Annotated in this window: 22 protein-coding genes; 13 read left to right on the forward strand and 9 right to left on the reverse strand. The window is 63.2% G+C overall.

Annotated features, from left to right (window positions below):
• Positions 1-100: 100 nt before the first annotated feature.
• A complete protein-coding gene (locus N5D53_RS15590) occupies positions 101-2,089 on the reverse strand; it encodes a hybrid sensor histidine kinase/response regulator (protein ID WP_266022699.1) in 1,989 nt (662 codons plus the stop codon).
• Between the two features lie 265 nt (positions 2,090-2,354).
• Here N5D53_RS15590 and N5D53_RS15595 point away from each other — a divergent pair, with 265 nt between their 5' ends.
• The 4 genes from N5D53_RS15595 to N5D53_RS15610 all read left to right on the forward strand — a co-directional run bounded on the left by N5D53_RS15595 (position 2,355) and on the right by N5D53_RS15610 (position 5,879).
• Positions 2,355-3,152 carry a hydroxymethylpyrimidine/phosphomethylpyrimidine kinase gene (locus tag N5D53_RS15595; RefSeq protein ID WP_190869918.1) on the forward strand — a complete coding sequence of 266 codons (798 nt, stop codon included), beginning with the start codon at positions 2,355-2,357 and terminating at the stop codon, positions 3,150-3,152.
• Positions 3,153-3,165: 13 nt separating this feature from the next.
• A complete protein-coding gene (gene thiE, locus N5D53_RS15600) occupies positions 3,166-3,789 on the forward strand; it encodes a thiamine phosphate synthase (RefSeq protein WP_190869917.1) in 624 nt (207 codons plus the stop codon).
• 16 nt (positions 3,790-3,805) lie between these two features.
• Complete coding sequence (gene hemL / locus N5D53_RS15605; RefSeq protein WP_010955406.1) at positions 3,806-5,089, forward strand: glutamate-1-semialdehyde 2,1-aminomutase; 1,284 nt, start codon at positions 3,806-3,808, stop codon at positions 5,087-5,089.
• A gap of 244 nt (positions 5,090-5,333) precedes the next feature.
• Entirely contained in the window at positions 5,334-5,879 is a 546-nt protein-coding gene (locus tag N5D53_RS15610) for a tetratricopeptide repeat protein (protein ID WP_004576914.1), read from the forward strand.
• 3 nt (positions 5,880-5,882) lie between these two features.
• Here N5D53_RS15610 and N5D53_RS15615 read toward each other — a convergent pair whose 3' ends face one another.
• Positions 5,883-6,209, reverse strand: a complete 327-nt coding sequence (locus N5D53_RS15615; RefSeq protein ID WP_003249769.1) for a DUF1820 family protein — start codon at positions 6,207-6,209, stop codon at positions 5,883-5,885.
• Positions 6,210-6,465: 256 nt separating this feature from the next.
• On the opposite strand from N5D53_RS15615, the gene N5D53_RS15620 reads away from it, so the two are divergent.
• From N5D53_RS15620 to lnt, 4 genes are read left to right on the forward strand one after another with little or no spacing between them, the layout of a single operon-like run.
• Positions 6,466-7,464, forward strand: coding sequence for a PhoH family protein (locus N5D53_RS15620; RefSeq protein ID WP_014592526.1), 999 nt, complete (start codon positions 6,466-6,468; stop codon positions 7,462-7,464).
• Positions 7,457-7,930, forward strand: a complete 474-nt coding sequence (ybeY, locus tag N5D53_RS15625) for an rRNA maturation RNase YbeY (RefSeq protein WP_010955408.1) — start codon at positions 7,457-7,459, stop codon at positions 7,928-7,930. Before N5D53_RS15620 ends, ybeY begins: the two co-directional genes overlap by 8 nt.
• Before the next feature lie 25 nt (positions 7,931-7,955).
• Complete coding sequence (locus N5D53_RS15630; RefSeq protein ID WP_003249762.1) at positions 7,956-8,795, forward strand: HlyC/CorC family transporter; 840 nt, start codon at positions 7,956-7,958, stop codon at positions 8,793-8,795.
• An 8-nt stretch (positions 8,796-8,803) separates the two neighbouring features.
• On the forward strand, positions 8,804-10,321 hold the full coding sequence (lnt, locus tag N5D53_RS15635; RefSeq protein WP_198748162.1) for an apolipoprotein N-acyltransferase: 1,518 nt from the start codon (positions 8,804-8,806) through the stop codon (positions 10,319-10,321).
• Between the two features lie 146 nt (positions 10,322-10,467).
• On the opposite strand, the gene N5D53_RS15640 is transcribed toward lnt, so the two are convergent.
• Together N5D53_RS15640 and N5D53_RS15645 are read right to left on the reverse strand one after the other, a co-directional pair.
• The gene (locus N5D53_RS15640) at positions 10,468-11,229 is read right to left on the reverse strand and encodes a YdcF family protein (protein WP_064491245.1); all 762 of its coding nucleotides are present in this window, start codon (positions 11,227-11,229) and stop codon (positions 10,468-10,470) included.
• 134 nt (positions 11,230-11,363) lie between these two features.
• Entirely contained in the window at positions 11,364-11,678 is a 315-nt protein-coding gene (locus N5D53_RS15645; RefSeq protein ID WP_010955411.1) for a hypothetical protein, read from the reverse strand.
• Positions 11,679-11,905: 227 nt separating this feature from the next.
• On the opposite strand from N5D53_RS15645, the gene leuS reads away from it, so the two are divergent.
• The 5 genes from leuS to N5D53_RS15670 all read left to right on the forward strand — a co-directional run bounded on the left by leuS (position 11,906) and on the right by N5D53_RS15670 (position 18,165).
• The gene (gene leuS, locus N5D53_RS15650) at positions 11,906-14,512 is read left to right on the forward strand and encodes a leucine--tRNA ligase (protein WP_064491246.1); all 2,607 of its coding nucleotides are present in this window, start codon (positions 11,906-11,908) and stop codon (positions 14,510-14,512) included.
• 61 nt (positions 14,513-14,573) lie between these two features.
• Positions 14,574-15,179 carry an LPS assembly lipoprotein LptE gene (gene lptE, locus N5D53_RS15655; RefSeq protein ID WP_020193850.1) on the forward strand — a complete coding sequence of 202 codons (606 nt, stop codon included), beginning with the start codon at positions 14,574-14,576 and terminating at the stop codon, positions 15,177-15,179.
• Positions 15,180-15,218: 39 nt separating this feature from the next.
• A complete protein-coding gene (holA, locus tag N5D53_RS15660; protein WP_003249749.1) occupies positions 15,219-16,256 on the forward strand; it encodes a DNA polymerase III subunit delta in 1,038 nt (345 codons plus the stop codon).
• Positions 16,257-16,623: 367 nt separating this feature from the next.
• A complete protein-coding gene (gene arfA, locus N5D53_RS15665; RefSeq protein WP_003249747.1) occupies positions 16,624-16,788 on the forward strand; it encodes an alternative ribosome rescue factor ArfA in 165 nt (54 codons plus the stop codon).
• 60 nt (positions 16,789-16,848) lie between these two features.
• The gene (locus tag N5D53_RS15670) at positions 16,849-18,165 is read left to right on the forward strand and encodes a lytic murein transglycosylase (RefSeq protein WP_010955414.1); all 1,317 of its coding nucleotides are present in this window, start codon (positions 16,849-16,851) and stop codon (positions 18,163-18,165) included.
• A 33-nt stretch (positions 18,166-18,198) separates the two neighbouring features.
• On the opposite strand, the gene N5D53_RS15675 is transcribed toward N5D53_RS15670, so the two are convergent.
• The 5 genes from N5D53_RS15675 to N5D53_RS15695 form a co-directional block, all read right to left on the reverse strand.
• Complete coding sequence (locus N5D53_RS15675) at positions 18,199-19,137, reverse strand: LD-carboxypeptidase (RefSeq protein WP_279840530.1); 939 nt, start codon at positions 19,135-19,137, stop codon at positions 18,199-18,201.
• A 98-nt stretch (positions 19,138-19,235) separates the two neighbouring features.
• Positions 19,236-20,252: a lipoyl synthase gene (gene lipA / locus N5D53_RS15680; RefSeq protein ID WP_003249742.1), complete on the reverse strand. Its 1,017-nt coding sequence runs from the start codon at positions 20,250-20,252 to the stop codon at positions 19,236-19,238.
• Positions 20,253-20,254: 2 nt separating this feature from the next.
• Positions 20,255-20,902: a lipoyl(octanoyl) transferase LipB gene (lipB, locus tag N5D53_RS15685; protein WP_003249738.1), complete on the reverse strand. Its 648-nt coding sequence runs from the start codon at positions 20,900-20,902 to the stop codon at positions 20,255-20,257.
• On the reverse strand, positions 20,902-21,177 hold the full coding sequence (locus tag N5D53_RS15690; RefSeq protein WP_104962617.1) for a DUF493 domain-containing protein: 276 nt from the start codon (positions 21,175-21,177) through the stop codon (positions 20,902-20,904). Before N5D53_RS15690 ends, lipB begins: the two co-directional genes overlap by 1 nt.
• A gap of 73 nt (positions 21,178-21,250) precedes the next feature.
• Positions 21,251-22,411: a D-alanyl-D-alanine carboxypeptidase family protein gene (locus N5D53_RS15695; protein ID WP_010955418.1), complete on the reverse strand. Its 1,161-nt coding sequence runs from the start codon at positions 22,409-22,411 to the stop codon at positions 21,251-21,253.
• Between the last annotated feature and the right edge of the window lie 128 nt (positions 22,412-22,539).

The raw sequence follows: 22,539 nt of genomic DNA on the forward strand, positions 1-22,539 counted from the left end.
GTAGGAGCGGGTTTACCCGCGAATACGGTGGTGGCGGCAACGGTGAACGGTGGGTGTATATTGGCCAGCAGACCCGGCCCTTTCGCGGGTGAACCCGCTCCTACAGCGAGCGCCGCGCCTGCAGCATGTGCGGGCTCATCTGCGCCTGCGAAATCGCCATGTTCAAACTCAACTCGAAGCGGCTACCCAGCCCGCGCGTCGATTCATGCGCCAATCTGGCCCCCAGCAACTCCCCCATCTGCCGGCAAATCGACAACCCAATCCCCAAACCGCCATACCGCCGGGTCATCGAACCATCGACCTGGAAGAACCGCTGGTACAGGGTCGACTGCTCCAGATCATCGAAACCGATACCGCTGTCGCTGACGGTAAAGGTCAACGCCAGATCATCCGGCCCCACCCGGCGGCCGCGCACCTGGATCATCACACCGCCCTGATGGGTGAACTTCAAACCGTTGTCCACCAGGCAACCCAGGCAGTGCGCCAGCTTCTGCCCGTCACCGAGCAACCCGTCCGGCAGGTCGGCCGGAATGTCCAGGCTCAGGTACAGGCCTTTGCCCAGCGCCTGCCCGGCATAACCGGCGCGCAAACCCTGCAACAGGGCGCGTAGGCTGAACGGTGCCGGCTGCGCCCGCAGGCGGCCGGCCTGCAATTCGGACAGGGTAAGAATGGCATCGACCATATCCATCATGCCTTGGGCAGACCCCACTGCCGTGTGATGGTACTGAGCCATTTCAGCCCCCATCGGCAAGGTGTGCATCAGCTCGAGCGAGCCAATCACCCCATTCATCGGGGTGCGCAGTTCATGAGTCACGCTGGCCAGGAACTCGTCCTTCAGGCGATTGCTCCTGGCCAGTTGCAGGTTCAATTGCTCCAGCGTACGCCCAGTGTCGCGCAAGGTCTGTGCCTGCTGCTCGCGCAGGCTGTTGATGCGGTCGGCCAGCGCCAGCGACAGCAAGGCCACTTCCAAGGCCGAACCCAGCTGGCTGGCATACATGGTGATGAACACGTTCGGCAGGTAGCCCAGTACCATCAAGGTGTTGACCAGTCCGCCAAGCAGGAACGCCGTCCAGGCGATGATGAACCAGCGCGCCACTCGCAAGCCGCGCCACCAGGCATACAGGCCGGCGCTGAAGACGCTTATGGTGAACAGCAGCGCCAGCAGCGTGGCCATGCGCAGCGCAATGCCGTAAGGCATGCTCACCGCCAGTACCATGACCAGCGCCCCCCCCAGCATCAGCAGTTGCAACAGGCGATCGAAGCCACGGTTGAGGCTGCCCAATTGCAGGAAGTGCCGGGCGAACTGGCAACCGAACAGGCCGGCTGCACCAATGAACAAAGGCGTGGAGGCATTCGCCCACCAAGGGCTGTCTGGCCAGAAATAGGCTACACCGGCGCCGTTCACCGAGACCTGGTAAAGGCCGAACGAAGCGATGTAAAGGATGTAATAGAGGTAGCTGACGTCACGCACGCTGAGGTAGATGAACAGGTTGTACACCAGCATCACCAGTAAAACGCCGTAGATCATCCCCAGCACATACAGGCGCGTGGGCTGCTCTTCCAGGTAGGCTTCAGGGGACCATAACGCCAGCGGCGCTTGCACCGAACCCTGGCTGTGCAGCCGCAGGTACGCGGTGGTCACCTTGCCTGGCGGCAGTTGCAGTTCGAACAAGTAGTTGTTCTGCCGGATCTGCCGGCTGTCGTAGGGCAAGGCATCGCCGGTGCGCTGCGCCAGGCGGTACAAGCCGCTGCTGTCAGGCAGATACAGTTCGAGGTGATCCAGCGGCGGGTAGGCCAACTCCAGCAGCCATGTCCGCGGGGCAGCGTTGGGCGCGGCAGTGGGGCGCAGTTCGACCTTGAGCCAGAACACCGAGGTGGAGTAACCGGCGTTCAGCACATCCTCATGGTGGGGCTGAAAGTGTTTGGCGAAACCGGGGGCACTGACCTGAGCGATGCTGGCATTGCCATCGGGGTCTTCATAAACCTGCATGGCCTTGCCCAGTGGAAGATGCCGGGTAGCGTCGTCGAAATCGACCGCTCCGGCCAGCACGGGCAGCAAACCCAGAAGCACAATCAGCAAATAGCGCATACAGCCCCAGCATGGCCTGTCCGGTCGCGTCGCGGTAGCCTCCCATCCGTTTGAGACGACGTGATCCTGCAGAACCCGTTTGTCGAGTTATCCGAGCACTCTAGCATAGCCTCACAACCTGGCAATCGGCCACATAAAAACACAAAGAAAAGGCTCTAAATCAATGCTTTCAATAGAAAACCAATCAGCAACCTGACCGATCGATCAGTAAAACTCGTTTGTCGGACGATCCGCCCAAACAGGTTTGGTGGTAAGCTCGCCGACCATGAATACCTACAGCTCCCGCCCCGTTGTCCTCTGTCTCTCCGGCCACGACCCCAGTGGCGGCGCCGGCTTGCAGGCAGATATCGAAGCCCTGATCGCCCAAGGCTGCCACGCTGCACCTGCAGTGACCGCCCTGACCGTGCAGGATACCGTCAACGTTTCCGACTTCCGCGTGCTCGACCGCGAGTGGGTGCTGGCCCAGGCCAATGCCGTGCTGGCCGACTCCACGGTGGCCGCCGTCAAGTTGGGCATGCTCGGCTCGATCGAGATGGTCGACACCGTCGCCGAACTGCTGGCCGTCCACCCTCACCTGCCACTGGTCTGCGACCCGGTGCTGCGTGCCGGTGGCGGTGGCCGCCTGGGCAAGGACGAAGTGGGCTACGCCCTGCGTGAACGGTTGCTGCCGCTGGCGACCATCGCCACGCCGAACCTGCCCGAAGCACGCATCCTCGCCGAACTGCCCGAGGGCACCGCTGACGAATGTGCCGAGAAACTGTTGCCGTTCTGTAGACACCTGCTGATTACCGGCGGTCACGGCGACGAAGACGAAATCCACAACCGCCTGTATACCCAGGACGGCCAGCACTTCACCTGGACTTGCCAGCGCCTGCCGGGCAGCTACCATGGCTCGGGCTGCACCCTGGCCAGCGCCCTGGCCGGCCGCCTGGCGCTCGGCGAGCAGTTGGAAAGCGCCGTGCGCACCGCCCTGGACTACACCTGGCGCACCCTGCGTGACGCCGAGCAACTGGGCAAGGGCCAATACGTGCCGCGCCGCCTGCCACTGGACTTCTGCTCCTGATACGAGGCCTTCAATGAAGCTACGCGGTCTGTACGCCATCACCGACAGCCAGCTGCTCGCCGGCCGTTTCCTGTCCCATGTCGAGGCGGCCCTGGAAGGCGGCGTGCGTCTGCTGCAGTACCGCGACAAGAGCGACGATGCTGCGCGCCGCCTGCGTGAAGCCGAAGGGCTGATGAAGCTCTGCGAGCGTTACGGCACCCAGTTGCTGATCAACGACGACGCCGAACTGGCCGCCCGCCTGGGTGTCGGCGTGCACCTGGGCCAGACCGACGGCCCGCTGACCCCGGCCCGCGCACTGCTCGGGCGTCAGGCAATCATCGGCTCCACCTGCCACGCCAGCCTCGAACTGGCCGCCCAGGCTGCCAGCGAAGGCGCCAGCTACGTGGCCTTTGGCCGCTTCTTCAATTCTGTCACCAAGCCGGGCGCGCCCGCTGCCAACGTCGGCCTGCTCGAGCAGGCCCGCGCCCAGGTGAAACTGCCGATCGCCGTGATCGGCGGCATCACCCTCGACAACGCCGCCCCGTTGGTCGCCCACGGCGCCGACCTGCTGGCGGTGATCCACGGCTTGTTCGGTGCCGACAGCGCGCAGGAAGTCACCCGCCGCGCCCGCGCCTTCAACGCCTTGTTCGCATCCTGATTCGAGAGATACTTCCATGTCCCGTTCCGAAGCCCTGTTCGCCCAAGCCCAGAAGCACATCCCTGGCGGCGTCAACTCGCCAGTCCGCGCTTTCAAGAGCGTTGGCGGCACGCCGCTGTTCTTCAAGCATGCCGAAGGCGCCTATGTCGTTGACGAGGACGACAAACGCTACGTCGACTACGTCGGCTCCTGGGGCCCGATGATCCTCGGCCACGGCCACCCGGACGTGCTGGACTCGGTACGCAGGCAGCTGGAACACGGCCTGTCCTACGGCGCGCCGACCGCCATGGAAACCGAGATGGCCGACCTGGTCTGCTCGATCGTACCGTCGATGGAAATGGTGCGCATGGTCAGCTCGGGCACTGAAGCCACCATGAGTGCCATCCGTCTGGCCCGTGGCTACACTGGCCGTGACGCCATCATCAAGTTCGAAGGCTGCTACCACGGCCACTCCGACAGCCTGCTGGTAAAAGCCGGCTCGGGCTTGCTGACCCAAGGCGTGCCAAGCTCGGCAGGCGTGCCAGCGGACTTCGCCAAGCACACCCTGACCCTGCCGTTCAACGACATCGCCGCCGTCGAGAAGACCCTGGCCGAAGTTGGCCAGACCGTGGCCTGCATCATCGTGGAGCCAGTGGCCGGCAACATGAACTGCGTACCACCGGCACCGGGTTTCCTCGAAGGCCTGCGCGAGCAATGCGACAAGCATGGCGTGGTGCTGATCTTCGACGAAGTGATGACCGGTTTCCGCGTCTCGCTCGGCGGCGCCCAGGGCCATTACGGCATCAAGCCGGACCTGTCGACCTTCGGCAAGATCGTCGGTGGCGGCATGCCGGTCGGCTGTTTCGGCGGCAAGCGTGAAATCATGGGCTGCATCGCCCCGCTCGGCCCGGTCTACCAGGCCGGCACCCTGTCGGGCAACCCGCTGGCCATGGCCGCCGGCCTGACCACCCTCAAGCTGATCAGCCGCCCAGGCTTCCACGCCGAGCTGACCGACTACACCAGCCGCATGCTTGACGGCCTGCAGCAACGCGCCGATGCCGCTGGTGTGCCTTTCGTCACCACCCAGGCCGGTGCCATGTTCGGCCTGTACTTCAGCGGCGCCGACGATATCGTCACCTTCGAAGACGTGATGGCCAGCGATGCCGAGCGCTTCAAGCGCTTCTTCCACCTGATGCTCGACGGTGGCGTGTACCTGGCACCGAGCGCATTCGAAGCGGGCTTCACCTCCATCGCCCATGGCGACAAGGAGTTGCAGATCACCCTGGATGCGGCTGAGAAAGCCTTTGCTGCCCTGAAGTGATGGCCAGCCTGTACCGGCCTCTTCGTGAGCCAACCCACTCCTACACTCATGAAAACGACACCCCTTTGTAGGAGCGGGTTCACCCGCGAAGAGGCCGGTCCAGGCAATAATTACGCACACACAATCAGCTGACTTCCCCAACCAAGCAGAAATTCGAGTAAAACTTTGTAAGGTTGGCGCTGCTTATCCCATAATGTGCCACCAGAGACATTGGCCGCAGCTTTGCAGAGGTAAGTCGATCCCCATGAACCGCACCGGCCGCGCCCTGACCCTGGGCTGCCTGTTGCTTCTTCAGCCCCTGCTGGCCCTGGCGGAGGGCGGTAACTCGTTGCTGATTCCGGCGACGGGCCGCTGCACCTTGAACGTTCAGCCTGAAGACCTGGCAAACGCCCTCAAGGCCTGCGAGCAGACGGCGACTGCGGGGGATGCCCAGGCGCAATTCGAACTGGGCGAGTATTACTACACGCAAACGCCAAAAAACCTGGGCAAAGCCCTGGACTGGTTCCAGAAGGCATCGCTGCAGGGCCAAGCCGACGCCCAATACCGTCTGGGCGCCATGTTCTTCCATGGCGAAGGGGTCAAGGCCAACAACGTGCAGGCCTACATCCTGCTGAAAATGGCTGCGGTCAATGGCGCCGAAGATGCGCTGGACATGGCCGACGAAGTGACCGAGCAAATGCCCCGCGACGAACTGGAGCATGCCACCCAGGTGCTCGGCCAGATTTTCCGCAAGTACCTGCTCGAACTGCAGAACGCCGAAGGGCGCACGCCGTTCTCGCCGCTTCCCTGAAGGTCACTTTTCCGGCATTGGCATCGGGAACGGCATCACATTGCCGCCGCCCTTGGCCTCGCTGATCTTCGCCGTGCCCAGGCGCTCCACCTCATCGATGCGCACAATCGAGTGCATCGGCACGAAGCTGCGGACCACTCCGTCGAACTGGCTCTTGAGCTTCTCCTCACTCGGGTCCACGACCAGTTGCGAGCGCTCGCCGAACACGAACTCCTCGATTTCCAGAAAGCCCCACAGGTCACTCTGGTAGATCTGCTTGGCGTACATCTCGAAGACCTGACCCTGGTTCAGGAAGATCACTTTATAGATGGCGGGTTCGCGTTTGCTCATGTTTGGCCAGATAACACATGCGTAAGAAAAGACGGGGATCATACCTGCACCGCCCCCTTCGCGGGCAAGCCCCACAGGTATTGCACCCACCTTCAAACCCGTGCAGTACCTGTGGGAGCGGGCATGCCCGCGAAGAGGCCAGAACAGGCACTATATACCTTGAGCCAACCCTTGATCGTTTCAGTGCTTTCGCCACTGCCATTCAAGGGTTATTCTTGAGTTCAACTCCATCGCCGTCGAGCGGCTAAAAACGACCTTGAACGCACCCATAGAACCCCATCGTTTCATCCTCGAACCTTTCGAGGCCCACCGTTTCGCCAACTTGTGCGGCCAGTTCGACGAGCACCTGCGCCTGATCGAACAGCGCCTGGCCATCGAGATCCGCAACCGCGGCAATCAGTTCGAACTGATCGGCGAACCCAGGACCACCTCCGCTGCCGAACAGCTGTTGCGCCGTCTCTATCGCGAGACCAAGGCCACCGACCTGTCACCGGAAACCGTGCACCTGTACCTGCAGGAGTCGGCTGTCGAGAACATCGACAACCCGGCCGTCAACGAGGTCAGCGTGTCGCTGCGCACGCGCAAGGGCAATATCCGCCCGCGCGGGCTCAACCAGCAGCGCTACGTCAAGGAAATCCTGGCCAACGACATCAATTTCGGCATCGGCCCGGCCGGTACCGGCAAGACCTACCTGGCCGTAGCCTGCGCCGTGGACGCGCTGGAACGCGAACAGGTGCGCCGCATCCTGCTGGTGCGCCCGGCGGTCGAGGCGGGTGAGAAGCTCGGTTTCCTGCCCGGCGACCTGGCACAGAAGATCGACCCGTACCTGCGCCCGCTGTACGACGCCCTGTACGAAATGCTCGGCTTCGAACACGTGGCCAAGCTGATCGAACGCCAGGTGATCGAAATCGCCCCTCTGGCCTACATGCGTGGCCGCACCCTGAACAACAGCTTCATCATCCTCGACGAAAGCCAGAACACCACGCTCGAGCAGATGAAGATGTTCCTGACCCGCATCGGTTTCGGCTCTACTGCGGTGATCACCGGTGACATAACCCAGGTCGACCTGCCCCGTGGCACCAAGTCGGGCCTGGCGCACGTCATCGAGGTGCTGAAGGACGTTCCGGGGATCAGCTTTACCCATTTCCAACCCAAGGATGTGGTTCGTCACCCACTGGTTCAGCGTATCGTCGAAGCCTACGACCGCTTCGAAGCCCGCCAGCCCAAGCCCGAGGCGCCCGGCAAAGATGCTTGAACTTGATATCCAACGGGCCACGGATGCTGCCACTCCAGAAGACGCCGCCTTGCGCCGCTGGTGCGAATTGGCGTTGCGCCAGCGCAGCGCCGACTCGGAAATGACCATTCGCCTGGTCGACGAAGCCGAAGGCCGCGAGCTGAACCACACCTACCGGCACAAGGACTACGCGACCAATGTGTTGTCGTTCCCGGCCGATGTGCCCGATGACCTGCTCGATATCCCGCTGCTGGGCGACCTGGTCATCTGTGTAGCGGTGGTCGAGCGCGAAGCGGCCGAACAAGGCAAATCGCTGGAAGCGCACTGGGCGCACCTGGTCATCCACGGTTGCCTGCACTTGCTCGGCTATGACCACATCGAGGATGAGGAAGCCGAGGAAATGGAAAGCCTGGAACGGGAATTGCTGGCAGAACTGGGTCACCCCGACCCGTATGCCGATGATGAAACCGACACAATCACACACTGATACACGAAGGATCACGAGAACCGCCATGAGCGAAGATCGATCGAGCAACGGGCAGAAGTCCTGGCTGGGTAAACTGACCCAGGCTTTTGCCCATGAGCCGAAAAACCGCCAGGAGCTGCTTGAGCTGCTGCGCGAAGCCCATCAGAACAAATTGCTGGACAGCGAAGCGCTGACCATCGTCGAAGGCGCCATTCAGGTAGCCGACCTGCAGGTTCGCGACATCATGGTGCCGCGCTCGCAGATGAACAGCATCAAGGCCGGCCAGTCGCCTCGCGAGTTCCTGCCGGCGGTGATCGACGCCGCGCACTCGCGCTACCCGGTAATCGGCGAAAGCCATGACGATGTGCTCGGGATCCTGCTCGCCAAAGACTTGCTGCCGTTGATCCTCAAGGAGAACGGCGACAGCTTCAACATCAAGGACCTGCTGCGCCCGGCCACCTTCGTGCCCGAGTCCAAGCGCCTGAACGTGCTGCTGCGTGAATTCCGCGCCAACCACAACCACATGGCCATCGTCATCGACGAATATGGCGGCGTGGCGGGCCTGGTCACCATCGAGGACGTGCTGGAGCAGATCGTCGGCGATATCGAAGACGAGCACGACGTCGAGGAAGACAGCTACATCAAACCACTGCCCAGCGGTGATTTTTTGGTCAAAGCGCTTACCCCGATCGAGAACTTCAACGAGTTCTTCGACAGCGAGTTCTCCGATGACGAGTTCGACACGGTCGGCGGCCTGGTGATGAGCGCCTTTGGCCACCTGCCCAAGCGCAACGAAACCACTGAGATCGGGTCTTACAAGTTCCGTATTCTCAACGCCGACAGCCGGCGGATACACTTGCTGCGCCTGACCCCGATCACCCGTTAAGGACAAACATGCGTTGGATCACCCGCCCCGGCTGGCCCGGTAACCTGCTGGCCCTGGCGGCCGGTGCTTCCACCCTCCTGGCCCTGGCGCCGTTCGACATCTGGCCGTTGGCGGTGCTGTCCATCGCGGTGCTCTACCTTGGCCTGCGCGAGCTCAGCCCGCGCCAGGCCATGTGGCGTGGCTGGTGGTTTGGGTTTGGCCTGTATGGCGCCGGCACCTGGTGGATCTACGTCAGCATGAACACCTACGGCGGCGCCTCGCCGCTGCTGGCAATCGTGTTGTTGCTGGCGTTCTTCGCCGCACTGGCCTGGTTCTTCGCCCTGCCCACCTGGCTGTGGGCGCGCTGGCTACGGCGCAACGAAGCACCACTGGCCGACGCCCTGTGCTTCGCCGCCCTCTGGCTACTGCAAGAGGCCTTCCGCGGCTGGTTCCTGACCGGTTTCCCCTGGCTCTACGCCGGCTATAGCCAGCTGGACGGCCCGTTGGCCGGCCTTGCGCCGCTGGGCGGGGTATGGCTGATTTCCTTCAGCCTCGCCCTCACCGCCGCCCTGCTGTGCAACCTGCACCGCCTGCGCACCCGCCCCTCGTTCCTGACCGTGGCCAGCGTGCTGTTGCTGGCCCCCTGGGTGCTGGGCCTGGCGCTCAAGGGCCATGCCTGGACCATTCCGGCAGGCGATCCGCTGAAAGTGGCGGCGATCCAGGGCAACGTCGAGCAGGACCTGAAATGGGACCCTGCGCACATCGACGCGCAACTGGCGCTATACCGCGACCTGAGCTTCAGCTCCAGGCCGGTGGACCTGCTGGTGTGGCCGGAAACCGCCGTTCCGGTGCTCAAGGACCAGGCCCAGGGCTACATCGACGTGATGGGCCGCTTCGCCGCCGAGCGCCACTCGGCGCTGATCACGGGCGTGCCGGTGCGTGAAGAAGTGCACCACCAGCGCCGCTACTACAACGGCATCACCGTCACTGGCGAAGGCGATGGCACCTACCTCAAGCAGAAGCTGGTGCCATTTGGCGAGTATGTGCCGCTGCAAGACGTGCTGCGTGGGGCCATCGAGTTCTTCAACCTGCCCATGTCCGACTTCGCCCGCGGTCCGGAAGACCAGCCGCTGCTGCAGGCCAAGGGCTACCAGATTGCGCCTTACATCTGCTACGAGGTGGTCTACCCCGAGTTCGCCGCCGGCCTGGCTGCGCGTAGCGACCTGCTGCTGACCATCAGCAACGACACCTGGTTCGGCAAATCGATCGGCCCCTTGCAGCACCTGCAGATGGCGCAGATGCGCGCGCTGGAAGCCGGCCGCTGGATGATCCGCGCCACCAACAACGGCGTGACCGCGCTGATCGACCCGTTTGGCCGCATTACCACGCAGATTCCGCAGTTCCAGCAGGCCGTGCTGTATGGCGAGGTGGTGCCGATGCAGCAGCTGACGCCTTACCTGCAATGGCGCTCATGGCCGCTGGCAATTGTCTGTGCATTGCTGCTGGGCTGGGCGTTGCTGGCAGGGCGTATTGCAAAAACCGTCTGACTGGCGATACGCGGCCACTGTAGGAGCGGGTTTACCCGCGAATACGGTAGTCGCGGCAACGGTGAACAGCGGATGGAGATTGGCCAGCAGGGCAGGCCCTTTCGCGGGCAAGCCCGGTCCTACAGGGGATTATGTAAGCCGGTGAATCAGTAGAACACCCGATACCCCACCAACCCCACCACTTCATTGAACAACTGCCCGCTCTGCCACATCGCCCGGCTCTCTGGCAGCAGCCCGCCAAACGGCCGCGCATGATCGCGCCCAAGGAACCCCACCGGCGCCGGCACCACCTCGAACCCCGCCTGTTCAAAACTCCAGCGTGAGCGCTGCATGTGCCAGGCCTGGGTCACCAGCACCACCCGGCGAAACCCCAAAGGCTGCAGCACCTTGGCCGTCAGCTGAGCATTTTCCCAGGTCGTGCGGCTGGCCTCTTCGCGCCATTTCACCTCGACAGCGAAATCTTCATGCAGGCGCTCCGCCATCAGCCTCGCCTCGCTGGGCGGCGTGCCGTAATGCAACCCACCACTGGTCAACACTGGCAGGCCCGAGGCTTTGGCCAGTCGCGCGGCAAAGCGCATACGTTCCAGTGCCGTGGCCGTGGGCTGGTCACCGCCACCCCAGGCCGGGTCCCCGCGCTCGCGCCCGGCGCCCAGCACCACAATGGCATCCGCCCGGCTCGCCAGGCCGGCCCAGTCGCTCACGGCCAGCGGCGGCTCACTTTCCAGCACACGGGCGGTTTCCTGCACCACCAGCGGCAGGCTCATCAACCACAGGCCACCCAGCCCTACGGTAAAGCAAAGCGCCGCCAACCGGGGCCGCCGCGTACGCAGCCACCATGCCGCAAGCAGCAGCAAGAACAGCACGCCCGGCGGCATCAGCCATTGTTTGATGAAGAATCGGATCGGCATCGGCCACACCTCCTTGGCAGGCGTGCAGCCTAGAAGGATCGACGCCGGTCAACAAGTGCTTACCGGCGTCGATCTTGAGTTGTGTGATAGTGAAGAACCGGCGCGCGATAGCCTGCGCCTGGCGTCCTGAACGGCTAGCGATGTGGCAGCGTCCTGGATCTCGCCGTACTGGCGGGGCGTTTCTTGTCCTTGAGCCAGATGATCTTGGCCGATGTCGGCTCCGCTTGTGGGTAACTGCCGACAGGGGCATTGTGGCGCTCCGGAAGGGATTCCAGGTAGGCCTTGATCACTTCGAACTCTGCGTGGCTCAGGCCACGCAACTCAAGCTCAGCTGGCATCTCGTCGCGCAATCGCACCGAGGTCCTGGCCGTTTCCAGTGCCAGGCCAAGCCGGTCGATCAGGCGCTCGTAAAGCTCCGGTCTGATTGCGGGTAGCTGCGTCTCTCCCATCCGTTCACCTCATTGAAGGTAAGAATATCTCCCCCCACACCTGAGCTTAGCGTCGTTGCAAAAAGCAGCCGTGCGCCGCGACCAGCGGGCATTCGCAACGAAGGTTTCCCACGATGCGCGGCGCTGCTGTATGCTACGGCGTTCACTCTAAACGACACCGGAGTGCCGGACGCAGCGAGGTTCCGCTGCCTGGAACAAGGTCTCTTCTCTCTCAGCCAAAAGTAGCCATGCACGAACAATACACGCCCCGTGATATCGAAGCCGCCGCCCAGAAGTTCTGGGACGAGCAACAATCGTTCGCTGTTACCGAACAGCCAGGCAAAGACACCTACTATTGCCTATCGATGTTCCCGTACCCGAGCGGCAAGCTACACATGGGCCACGTGCGCAACTACACCATCGGTGACGTGATTGCCCGCTACCAGCGCATGCTGGGCAAGAACGTCCTGCAGCCGATGGGCTGGGACGCTTTCGGCATGCCCGCGGAAAACGCGGCGATGAAAAACAACGTCGCCCCGGCCAAGTGGACGTACGAAAACATCGACTACATGAAGACCCAGCTCAAGAGCCTGGGCCTGGCCATCGACTGGGCACGTGAAGTCACCACCTGCAAACCCGACTACTACCGTTGGGAGCAGTGGCTGTTCACCCGCCTGTTCGAAAAAGGCATCATCTACCGCAAGAACGGTACCGTGAACTGGGACCCGGCGGACCAGACCGTACTGGCCAACGAACAAGTCATCGACGGCCGTGGCTGGCGTTCGGGCGCGCTGATCGAGAAGCGCGAAATCCCGATGTACTACTTCCGCATCACCGATTACGCCGACGAGCTGCTGGAGAGCCTCGACGAGCTGCCGGGCTGGCCTGAGCAGGTCAAGACCATGCAGCGCAACTGGATCGGCAAATCGCGCGGCATGGAAGTCCAGTTCCCGTACGACCAGGCCAGCATCGGCCACGAAGGCACCCTCAAGGTCTTCACCACCCGTCCGGACACGCTGATGGGCGCCACCTATGTCGCCGTCGCCGCCGAGCACCCGCTGGCCACCCAGGCTGCGCAGGGCAACCCGGCGCTGCAGGCGTTCATCGATGAGTGCAAGAGCGGCAGCGTTGCCGAAGCCGACATGGCCACTCAGGAGAAGAAAGGCATGGCCACTTCCCTGCTGGTCGAGCACCCGCTCACTGGCGAGAAGCTGCCAGTATGGGTCGCCAACTACGTGCTGATGCACTACGGTGATGGCGCGGTAATGGCCGTGCCGGCCCACGACGAGCGCGACTTCGAGTTCGCCCACAAGTACAACCTGCCGGTCAAGGCCGTGGTGCGCACCAGCGCTGGCGATGAAGTCGGCAGCGAGTGGCAGGCCGCCTATGGCGAGCACGGCCAGCTGATCAACTCCGCAGAGTTCGACGGCCTGGACTTTGCTGGCGCCTTCGACGCCATCGAAGCGGCCCTGATCCGCAAGGAACTGGGCAAATCGCGTACCCAGTTCCGCCTGCGCGACTGGGGTATCAGCCGCCAGCGCTACTGGGGCTGCCCGATCCCGATCATCCACTGCCCGTCCTGCGGCGACGTCCCGGTGCCGGAAGACCAGCTGCCGGTCACCCTGCCGGAGAACGTGGTGCCGGACGGCGCCGGTTCGCCGCTGGCGCGCATGCCTGAATTCTACGAATGCAGCTGCCCGAAATGCGGTACTCCGGCCAAGCGCGAAACCGACACCATGGACACCTTCGTCGAGTCGTCCTGGTACTTCGCCCGCTACGCCTCGCCAAACTACGACAAAGGCCTGGTCGACCCCAAAGCCGCCAACCACTGGCTGCCGGTAGATCAGTACATCGGCGGTATCGAACACGCGATCCTGCACCTGCTGTACGCGCGCTTCTTCCACAAGCTGATGCGTGACGAAGGCCTGGTCACCTCGAACGAGCCATTCAAGAACCTGCTGACCCAGGGCATGGTGGTCGCCGAGACCTACTACCGCGTTGCCAGCAACGGCGGCAAGGACTGGTTCAACCCGGCCGATGTCGAAATCGAGCGTGATGCCAAAGCCAAGATCATTGGCGCCCGCCTGAAGACCGACGGCTTGCCGGTGGAAATCGGTGGCACCGAGAAAATGTCGAAGTCGAAAAACAACGGCGTCGACCCGCAGTCCATGATCGAAGCCTACGGCGCCGACACCTGCCGCCTGTTCATGATGTTCGCCTCGCCGCCCGACATGAGCCTGGAATGGTCCGACTCCGGCGTCGAAGGTGCCAGCCGCTTCCTGCGCCGTGTCTGGCGTCTGGCTCAGGCTCACGTCAGCCAGGGCCTGCCAGGCAAGCTGGATGTTGCCGCCTTGGACGACGCGCAAAAGGTCATCCGCCGCGCCATTCACGCTGCCATCAAGCAGGCCAGCACCGACGTGGGCCAGTTCCACAAGTTCAATACCGCCATCGCCCAGGTGATGACCGTGATGAACGTGCTGGAAAAGGCCCCGCAAGCCACCGAACAGGACCGCGCCCTGCTGCAGGAAGGCCTGGAAGCCGTCACCCTGCTGCTGGCGCCGATCACTCCGCACATCTCTCACGCGCTGTGGCAGCACCTGGGCCACGCAGGCTCGGTGATCGATGCCGCCTGGCCAAGCGTCGACGAACAGGCGCTGGTGCAGGACTCCATTACCTTGGTGGTTCAGGTCAACGGTAAACTGCGCGGCCAGGTCGAGATGCCTGCCGCTGCCAGCCGCGAAGAAGTCGAAGCCGCTGCCCGCAGCAACGAGAATGTCCTGCGCTTCATCGATGGCCTGACCATCCGCAAGGTCATCGTGGTACCGGGCAAGCTGGTCAACATCGTCGCCAACTGATGAAAACGCCCACCCGCATCGATTGCGGGTGGGCGGAACAGGCCCAAAAGGGAGCAACAACATGATCAAACGCAATTTGCTGGTAATCGGCCTGGCGGTCATGCTCAGCGCCTGCGGTTTCCAGCTGCGCGGTACCGGCGCCACCGAGCTGAGCGTGAAGGAAATGGACGTCAGCGCGCGCAATGCCTATGGCCCGACCGTGCTCCAGCTGCGTGAAGTGCTGGAACGTAGCGGCGTCAACGTGCACGCCGGCGCACCGTATCGCCTGGTGCTGACCAACGAACAGGAGCGCGAGCGCTCGGCGACCTACAACAGCGGCAACCGTACCGCCGAGTACGAGCTGACCACCAAGCTGGACTACAGCATCCTGGGCCTGAACAACCTGGAGCTGATGAGCGACAAGCTGGAGGTGCGCAAGGTCTACGTGCGTGACGGCTCGAACATCACCGGCTCCGAGCAGGAAGCCAAACGCGCCCGCGAAGAAATGCGCCGCGACCTGGTCAACGCCATGGTCGTACGTTTGCAGATGCTGTCCCCGTCCCAACTGGATGAGCTGCAGCGTAAAGCCGACGAACGCGCCCAGGCCGAAGCTGCCGCGCTGGAGGCTGCCCGCCGCCAGCAAGCCGAGACGCCTCAGCAATCGCCACTGGAAGTACCGGGCAACTAAGCCCGCGAGGGGCGCCCTCGGGCGCCCCGTCTGTTCCCCATGAAACTCGCCCCCGCCCAACTCAACAAGCACCTGCAAGGCGCCCTGGCACCGGTCTACGTGGTCAGTGGCGACGACCCGCTGCTGTGCCAGGAAGCTGCCGACGCCATCCGCAATGCCGCGCGTCAGCAAGGTTTCGATGAACGCCAGGTATTCAGTGCCGACGCCAACTTCGACTGGGGCACCCTGCTCCAGGCCGGTGCAAGCCTGTCGCTGTTCGCCCAGCGCCGCCTGCTGGAACTGCGCCTGCCCTCGGGCAAGCCCGGTGACAAGGGTGCCGCTGCGCTGATGGAATACTGCGCCAACCCCGCCGAAGACACGCTGCTGCTGATCAGCCTGCCCAAGCTCGACAGCAGTGCGCAGAAGACCAAGTGGGGCAAGGCATTGATCGAAGGCGCTCATTGCCAGTTCATCCAGATCTGGCCGGTGGATGTGCACCAGCTCCCGCAGTGGATCAACCAGCGCCTTCAACAGGCCGGCCTGTCAGCCCAGCGTGATGCCGTCGACCTGATTGCCGCGCGCGTGGAAGGCAACCTGCTGGCAGCCGCGCAGGAAATCGAAAAACTCAAGCTGCTGGCCGAAGGCAGCCAGATCACCGTGGAAACCGTGCAGGCTGCCGTCGCCGACAGTGCCCGCTTCGATGTCTTCGGCCTGGTCGATGCCATTCTCAACGGCGAGGCTGCGCATGCCCTGCGCATGCTTGAAGGCTTGCGCGGTGAAGGTGTGGAGCCGCCAGTCATCCTCTGGGCCTTGGCCCGTGAGCTGCGCCAACTGGCGGGGCTAGCCCAGCAGTTCAGCCAAGGCGTGCCATTGGACAAAGCGTTCAGCCAGGCCCGCCCGCCCATCTGGGACAAACGCCGCCCGCTGGTCAGCAAAGCCCTGCAGCGCCTCTCGGCGCAACGCTGGGCGCAATTGCTGCAGGATGCCCAGCGAATCGATGCGCAGATCAAAGGGCAGGCTGAAGGTTCGCCCTGGATTGGCCTGGCGCGGCTGTCGCTGTTGATGGCTGGCCAACGCCTGGCCCTGCCTCCCGAGTAACTGCGGCCACTGGTAGGAGCGGGTTTACCCGCGAAGAGGCCGGCCCTGCTGGCCAATCTCCACGCGCCGTTCACCGTTGCCGCCGCCACCGTATTCGCGGGTAAACCCGCTCCTACGCAGATTGGTGGTGGACACACATCGGGGTTTGGCACAGGCCGTCGTGTAGGAGCGGGTTTACCCGCGAAAGGGCCGGCCCTGCTGGCCAATTTCCACCCGCCGTTCACCGTTGCTGCCGCCACCGTATTCGCGGGTGAACCCGCTCCTACACAAGGCACCAGAGCCTCGACCATATACACAATCAATTGGCCCCCACCCCTCGGGGGGCCTACAGTGCGCCGCGAAACCCACCCAACCCGGGAAGCCCGCCATGAGCAAAAAGCCGAAAAAGCACGGCCCCAACAAGGCCAAGTCCATCGTTGCCCAGCCACTGTTCCGCTGCCGCCAGGAACAACCGAACAAGGGCAAAGGCAGCTACCGCCGCGAAGCCTTCCAATCGAGAGATTGGGAGGCTTCCTACTTTTTGGCTGCATGAAAGCATCGCAAGCGCAGGCATGGTATGGTCGTCACCTGACCTGCAACTCTGGATCTGTGCATGCTCTTCCGTCTTATCCCCCGCTGGGAAACCCGCCAGCTGATCGCGGCCTCCAGCTTCATCCTGCTCGTGGCCTGTGCGGAAAAGCCCACCGCCGCCGACGCGCTGCCGCTGGCCCCTGCCCAACCCAATCCCGTGGTGACCGTGCCCGGCGCAACGCCCGACGTCAGCACTGACATCCAGCCCCTGCAAACCTTCGCCCAATGGCAAGCAGGCTTCCGCGAGCAGGCCCTGCAAGCCGGCATTTCGCCGAGCACCTTCGACCGCGCCTTCCTCGGTGTCACCCCCGACCTGGACGTGATCAAGGCAGACCGCAGCCAGCCGGAGTTCACCCGCCCGGTGTGGGAATACCTCGAAGGCGCCCTGTCGCCCCTGCGTGTGCGCAACGGCAAGAAGCTGCTGGAGCAGAACGCCGAGCTGCTGACTCGCCTTGAGCAACGCTATGGCGTGGACCGCCAGGTGCTGGTCGCGGTGTGGGGCATGGAAAGCAACTTCGGCCAGTTCCAAGGCAGCAAGTCGGTGATCCGCTCGCTGGCCACTTTGGCCTATGAGGGCCGCCGCCCACAGTTCGCCCAGGATCAGCTGATTGCCGCGCTGCAGATCATCCAGCATGGTGACATCCAGCCTGAAGCCATGCGTGGCTCGTGGGCCGGCGCCATGGGCCAGACCCAGTTCATCCCGACCACCTACAACACCCATGCCGTGGACTTCGACGGCGATGGCCGCCGCGACATCTGGAACAGCACACCAGATGCCTTGGCCTCAACAGCGCACTACCTGCAGAGTTCGGGCTGGAAACGCGGCCAACCGTGGGGCTTCGAGGTACAGGTGCCGGCTGGTTTCGACTTCTGGCAGGCCGATGGCGCACTGCGCAAACCAGTGAGTGAATGGCTCGCGATGGGCGTGAAACTGCCAGCGGGCACCCAGCTGCCGGCAGGTAGCAACCAGCTGTCTGCCGCCCTGCTGCTGCCGGCCGGTGCACGCGGCCCGGCGTTCCTGGTGCTGGACAACTTCCGCGCCATCCTCAAGTACAACAACTCGTCGTCCTATGCCTTGGCGGTGAGCCTGCTCGGGGATCGCTTCAGCGGCTGGGGCTTCATTGCCGGCAGCTGGCCGAAAGAGGATCTGCCGCTCAGCCGCACCGAGCGCATGGAGTTGCAGAACTTGCTGAACAGCCGCGGGCATGATGCGGGTAATGCAGATGGCATTATCGGGGCCAATACCCGCAAGGCGATCCGCAATGCCCAGCAAGGGCTGGGCTGGCCGGCGGATGGCTACCCGACCCATAAGCTGCTTGAGAGCCTGCGGCAGCAGTAGGAATTTCGGGGCCGCTGCGCGGCCCCGGTAGTTTCACGCCCTGAACAGGTCCTGCTCCAGCACCAGTGTTTGCTGAACACTGTCCAGCCTCACCCGAGCCCCCAGGGGCAAGCATACATTCGGGTCACAATGCCCGCTGCGCCAGCCCGCCAGCACCGGCACACCCAGCGGTGCAAACGTATCCTCCAGCAATGGCTTCAGCGCTGCGGTGGTAATCCCGGCAAAGTCGCCCACCAGCACGCCCTTGACCCCCTCCAGCTTGCCTGCCAGGCGTAACTGGGTCAGCAGCCGATCCACCCTGTACAACGGCTCGTTGACGTCCTCGATGAACAGGATGCAGCCCTGGGTATCCAGCTCGGCAAGGGTCCCCATGGTCGCCCCCAGCATCGACAGGTTGCCCCCCAGCAACGGTCCGCTGGCCACCCCCGGCAGCACGCAGTCCAATGCGAAGCCCGCCGGGTGCGCGACCTGCTCGCCTGCCCTCACATGCCCACCCAGTTGCGCCAGCAACGACGACTCGGTCGGTGGCAACTTGGCCCCCAACAGGTCGGCATTGAGCATCCCCCCATGGAAGGTCACCAGCCCGGCATGCCGGTAGATCGCCGTATGCAGCGCGGTGATGTCGCTGTAGCCGATCAGCGGCTTGGGGTTGCGCCGGATCAGTTCAAAGTCGAGCTGGTCAAGCAGGCGCATGCTGCCGTAGCCCCCACGCATGCACAGGATGGCGTCCATGGCCGGATCGGCAAACGCTGCATGCAAGTCCTGCAGGCGCTGCTGGTCCGGCCCCGCCAGGTAGCCCTGCGCCTGCAGGGCACCCGGGTAGATATGGCAACGGTAGCCGCGGTCAACGAACCACTGGCTAACCTTGTGCGCATCAAGCCGCGCCGCGCCCGCCGGGGCGACAATGGCAAAACATGCGTTGGCCGGCAGCGCGGCTGGCAGGGTGGGTTGGAAGGTTTTGGCGCAGTACATCGCGGCTCCTTGCAGCGCATGGGACACAAACAAAAATGCCGATGCCGCCCTTGGGCGCGCATCGGCATCTGTGGCTCCGCTCTAGGCTAGAGCATAGCTCAGAGCTTGATCTTGGCTTCGTGGGCCTGCTGGTCAGCGTGGTACGAAGAACGCACCAGCGGGCCAGAAGCAACGTTCTTGAAGCCCATCTTGTAACCTTCCTCGGCGAACCAGGCAAAGGTGTCCGGGTGAACGAAACGCTGCACCGGCAAGTGGCTGCGCGACGGCTGCAGGTACTGGCCAAGGGTGAGCATGTCGATGTCATGCTCGCGCATGCGGTGCATCACTTCGATCACTTCCTCGTCGGTTTCGCCCAGGCCGAGCATCAGGCCCGACTTGGTCGGTACGTGCGGCACCAACTGCTTGAACTTCTGCAGCAAGTCCAGCGACCAGTCATAGTCCGAACCCGGGCGCGCGGCCTTGTACAGGCGCGGTACGGTCTCGAGGTTGTGGTTGAACACATCCGGCGGCTCTTGCGCGGTGATTTCCAGGGCAACGTCCATACGGCCACGGTAGTCAGGCACCAAGGTCTCCAACTGCACGCCCGGCGACAGCGCGCGGATTTCCCGGATGCAGTCAGCAAAGTGCTGGGCACCACCGTCACGCAGGTCGTCGCGGTCCACCGAGGTGATCACCACATACTTCAGGCGCAGGTCGGCAATGGCAACAGCCAGGTTTTTCGGCTCGTCCAGATCCAGCGGCTTCGGTCGGCCGTGACCAACGTCGCAGAACGGGCAACGACGGGTGCAGATGTCACCCATGATCATGAAGGTGGCGGTACCACCCGAGAAGCACTCGCCCAGGTTCGGGCAGGAGGCCTCTTCGCACACGCTGTGCAGTTTGTGCTTGCGCAGCAGTTGTTTGATGCGGTCTACCTCGGGCGACACCGGGATACGCACGCGAATCCAGTCGGGCTTCTTGGGTAGCTCATCGGTAGGGATGATCTTCACCGGGATGCGCGCGACTTTGTCGGCACCACGCAGCTTGACCCCAGCTTCCACCTTCTTCGGCGCTGGGCGCGGGGTGGCATCCTGGGTAGGTATCAGGTTCGGCACGGCTTCTTGCACAGTTGTCATATTCAGTCGATTCCGCCCGTGAGGGTCGTCTGCTCAGCGTAGTCGAGGTGCTTGACCAGCTGTCCGCGCAGCCTTGTCCTGACCTCGTCGAGTTCGATCGGACCTGCCAGGTCGCGCAGCTGGGTCATCGCCAGCCCCGCATAGCCGCAGGGGTTGATTCGGCGGAATGGCGCAAGGTCCATGTCCACGTTCAGGGCAAGGCCGTGAAACGAACGGCCGTTGCGAATTCGCAGGCCGAGGGAGGCGATTTTCGCTCCGTCGACATAGACACCCGGGGCATCGGGCTTGGCAGACGCCTGAACAGCATAGCTGGCGAGCAGGTCGATGAGGGCCAGCTCGATACGGCTGACCAGCTCACGCACGCCAAAGCCCAGCCGGCGCACATCCAGCAGCAGGTAGGCCACCAGCTGCCCGGGGCCATGGTAGGTGACCTGGCCGCCGCGGTCGGTCTGCACCACCGGGATGTCGCCCGGCACCAGCAGGTGCTCGGCCTTGCCGGCCTGCCCCTGGGTGAAGACCGCAGGGTGCTCGACCAGCCAGATTTCATCCTGGCTGTCCGGGCTGCGCTGCTCGGTAAAACGACGCATGGCCTCCAGCACCGGTTCATAGGGCTGCAGGCCAAGCTCGCGAAAACCGAGGCAGGCGGACATCAAAGCACCATTTTCACGATGCCGGTAGCGCGCAGGGCGCTGTTGATATCGTGCAACTGGTTCTCGCTTTCGGCAACGATGTGCAATTGCACGGTGGTGTACTTGCCTTCCTTGCTCTGGCGTTCGGCCAGGGTGGAAAGGTCGACTTTGGCGTGCTTGCTGAGAATCTCGATGACCATGTCCTTGAAACCGACAACGGTGTCACCGATGACCTTGATCGGGTAATCGTCGCAAGGGAATTCGATCTTGTGCGACTTGACGTCTGGTTCGCTCATGGCGGAAACGGCCTCGTAAGCCGTGGCAACAACAACACCCCCGCGGTAGGCGCGGGGGCATGCAGGTCACGTATCAGTTGAACAACCCGTAGAAGAATAGACGGATGCTATCCCACATACGGCGGAAGAAACCACCTTCCTCGACGCCATCAAGGGCGATCAGGTCGGCACTGTGAATCACTTTTTCGTCCAGTTTGACTTCCACTTTGCCGATCACGTCACCTTTGGCGATCGGTGCGGTGAGCTGCGGGTTCATGGTCATCGAAGCCTGCAGGCGCTTCAATTGGCCTTTAGGCATAGTCATGGTCAGGTCGTCAGCCAGGCCAGCCTTGACCTGGCTGGTAGCGCCCTTCCAAACCGGCGCCTGGGTCAGCTCGGTGCCTTTCTGGTAGAAGGTCTGGGTTTCGAAGAAGCGGAAACCGTAGGTCAGCAGCTTCTGGGTTTCGGCAGCACGCGATTGCTCGCTGTTGGTACCGAACACCACGGCGATCAGGCGCTGCCCGTCACGAACGGCCGAAGCCACCATGCAGTAGCCGGCTTCGTCGGTGTGACCGGTTTTCAGGCCATCGACGGTCTTGTCACGCCACAGCAGCAGGTTGCGGTTAGGCTGCTTGATGTTGTTCCAGAAGAACTCTTTCTGCGAGTAGATGGCGTAGTGGGCCGGGTCGACGTTGATGATCGCGCGAGCCAGGGTCGCCATGTCGTGCGCCGACGAGTAATGCTCGGGGTGCGGCAGACCGGTCGGGTTCATGAAGTGGCTGTTGGTCATGCCCAGGTCGGCAGCCGTCTTGTTCATCATGTCGGCAAAGGCGTCTTCGCTGCCGGCGATGTGCTCGGCCAGGGCGACCGAGGCGTCGTTACCGGACTGGATGATGATGCCGTGCAGCAGGTCGCTGACCGTTACCTGGCTGCCAACCTTGATGAACATGCGCGAACCGCCGGTACGCCAGGCGTTTTCACTGACGGTAACCGGGTCGCTTTCACCGATCTGGCCGCGACGGATGTCCAGGGTGGCGATATAGGCGGTCATCAGCTTGGTCAGGCTGGCTGGCGGCAGGCGCTCGTCACCGTTGTTCTCGACCAGCACGTTGCCGCTGGACGCGTCCATGAGTACGTAGGACTTGGCTGCCAGTTGCGGTGGCGCCGGCGTCATCTGCTCCGCCGCGAAGGCGGCAGGCGTGATCAGCAGCAGTACAGGCAGGCAAAGTCGTTTGGCAAGGTTGGTGATGTTCATCCGTCTCTCGAAAATCGCTAATGGTCTGAGATGTTCCCTGGGCAAGATCATGTGCCCAGCGCCAGTCAGTCTAGTTTTATGGCCTATGGCCTGGCCCGCGAACGTGCGGCTTTATGTCGCTGCGGGCA

Source organism: Pseudomonas sp. GD03862 (assembly GCF_029840855.1).
GTDB lineage: Bacteria > Pseudomonadota > Gammaproteobacteria > Pseudomonadales > Pseudomonadaceae > Aquipseudomonas > Aquipseudomonas alloputida.

What these genes read in the sequence shown, in the direction of transcription:
- N5D53_RS15640 (WP_064491245.1), bottom strand. Translation starts at nt 11,229, where the DNA reads ATGCCGATCCGATTCTTCATCAAACAATGGCTGATGCCGCCGGGCGTG.
- N5D53_RS15630 (WP_003249762.1), top strand. Translation starts at nt 7,956, where the DNA reads ATGAGCGAAGATCGATCGAGCAACGGGCAGAAGTCCTGGCTGGGTAAA.
- lnt (WP_198748162.1), top strand. Translation starts at nt 8,804, where the DNA reads ATGCGTTGGATCACCCGCCCCGGCTGGCCCGGTAACCTGCTGGCCCTG.
- lptE (WP_020193850.1), top strand. Translation starts at nt 14,574, where the DNA reads ATGATCAAACGCAATTTGCTGGTAATCGGCCTGGCGGTCATGCTCAGC.
- N5D53_RS15645 (WP_010955411.1), bottom strand. Translation starts at nt 11,678, where the DNA reads ATGGGAGAGACGCAGCTACCCGCAATCAGACCGGAGCTTTACGAGCGC.
- N5D53_RS15675 (WP_279840530.1), bottom strand. Translation starts at nt 19,137, where the DNA reads ATGTACTGCGCCAAAACCTTCCAACCCACCCTGCCAGCCGCGCTGCCG.
- hemL (WP_010955406.1), top strand. Translation starts at nt 3,806, where the DNA reads ATGTCCCGTTCCGAAGCCCTGTTCGCCCAAGCCCAGAAGCACATCCCT.
- N5D53_RS15610 (WP_004576914.1), top strand. Translation starts at nt 5,334, where the DNA reads ATGAACCGCACCGGCCGCGCCCTGACCCTGGGCTGCCTGTTGCTTCTT.
- holA (WP_003249749.1), top strand. Translation starts at nt 15,219, where the DNA reads ATGAAACTCGCCCCCGCCCAACTCAACAAGCACCTGCAAGGCGCCCTG.
- thiE (WP_190869917.1), top strand. Translation starts at nt 3,166, where the DNA reads ATGAAGCTACGCGGTCTGTACGCCATCACCGACAGCCAGCTGCTCGCC.
- N5D53_RS15695 (WP_010955418.1), bottom strand. Translation starts at nt 22,411, where the DNA reads ATGAACATCACCAACCTTGCCAAACGACTTTGCCTGCCTGTACTGCTG.
- lipA (WP_003249742.1), bottom strand. Translation starts at nt 20,252, where the DNA reads ATGACAACTGTGCAAGAAGCCGTGCCGAACCTGATACCTACCCAGGAT.
- lipB (WP_003249738.1), bottom strand. Translation starts at nt 20,902, where the DNA reads ATGTCCGCCTGCCTCGGTTTTCGCGAGCTTGGCCTGCAGCCCTATGAA.
- ybeY (WP_010955408.1), top strand. Translation starts at nt 7,457, where the DNA reads ATGCTTGAACTTGATATCCAACGGGCCACGGATGCTGCCACTCCAGAA.
- arfA (WP_003249747.1), top strand. Translation starts at nt 16,624, where the DNA reads ATGAGCAAAAAGCCGAAAAAGCACGGCCCCAACAAGGCCAAGTCCATC.
- leuS (WP_064491246.1), top strand. Translation starts at nt 11,906, where the DNA reads ATGCACGAACAATACACGCCCCGTGATATCGAAGCCGCCGCCCAGAAG.
- N5D53_RS15590 (WP_266022699.1), bottom strand. Translation starts at nt 2,089, where the DNA reads ATGCGCTATTTGCTGATTGTGCTTCTGGGTTTGCTGCCCGTGCTGGCC.
- N5D53_RS15595 (WP_190869918.1), top strand. Translation starts at nt 2,355, where the DNA reads ATGAATACCTACAGCTCCCGCCCCGTTGTCCTCTGTCTCTCCGGCCAC.
- N5D53_RS15690 (WP_104962617.1), bottom strand. Translation starts at nt 21,177, where the DNA reads ATGAGCGAACCAGACGTCAAGTCGCACAAGATCGAATTCCCTTGCGAC.
- N5D53_RS15670 (WP_010955414.1), top strand. Translation starts at nt 16,849, where the DNA reads ATGCTCTTCCGTCTTATCCCCCGCTGGGAAACCCGCCAGCTGATCGCG.
- N5D53_RS15615 (WP_003249769.1), bottom strand. Translation starts at nt 6,209, where the DNA reads ATGAGCAAACGCGAACCCGCCATCTATAAAGTGATCTTCCTGAACCAG.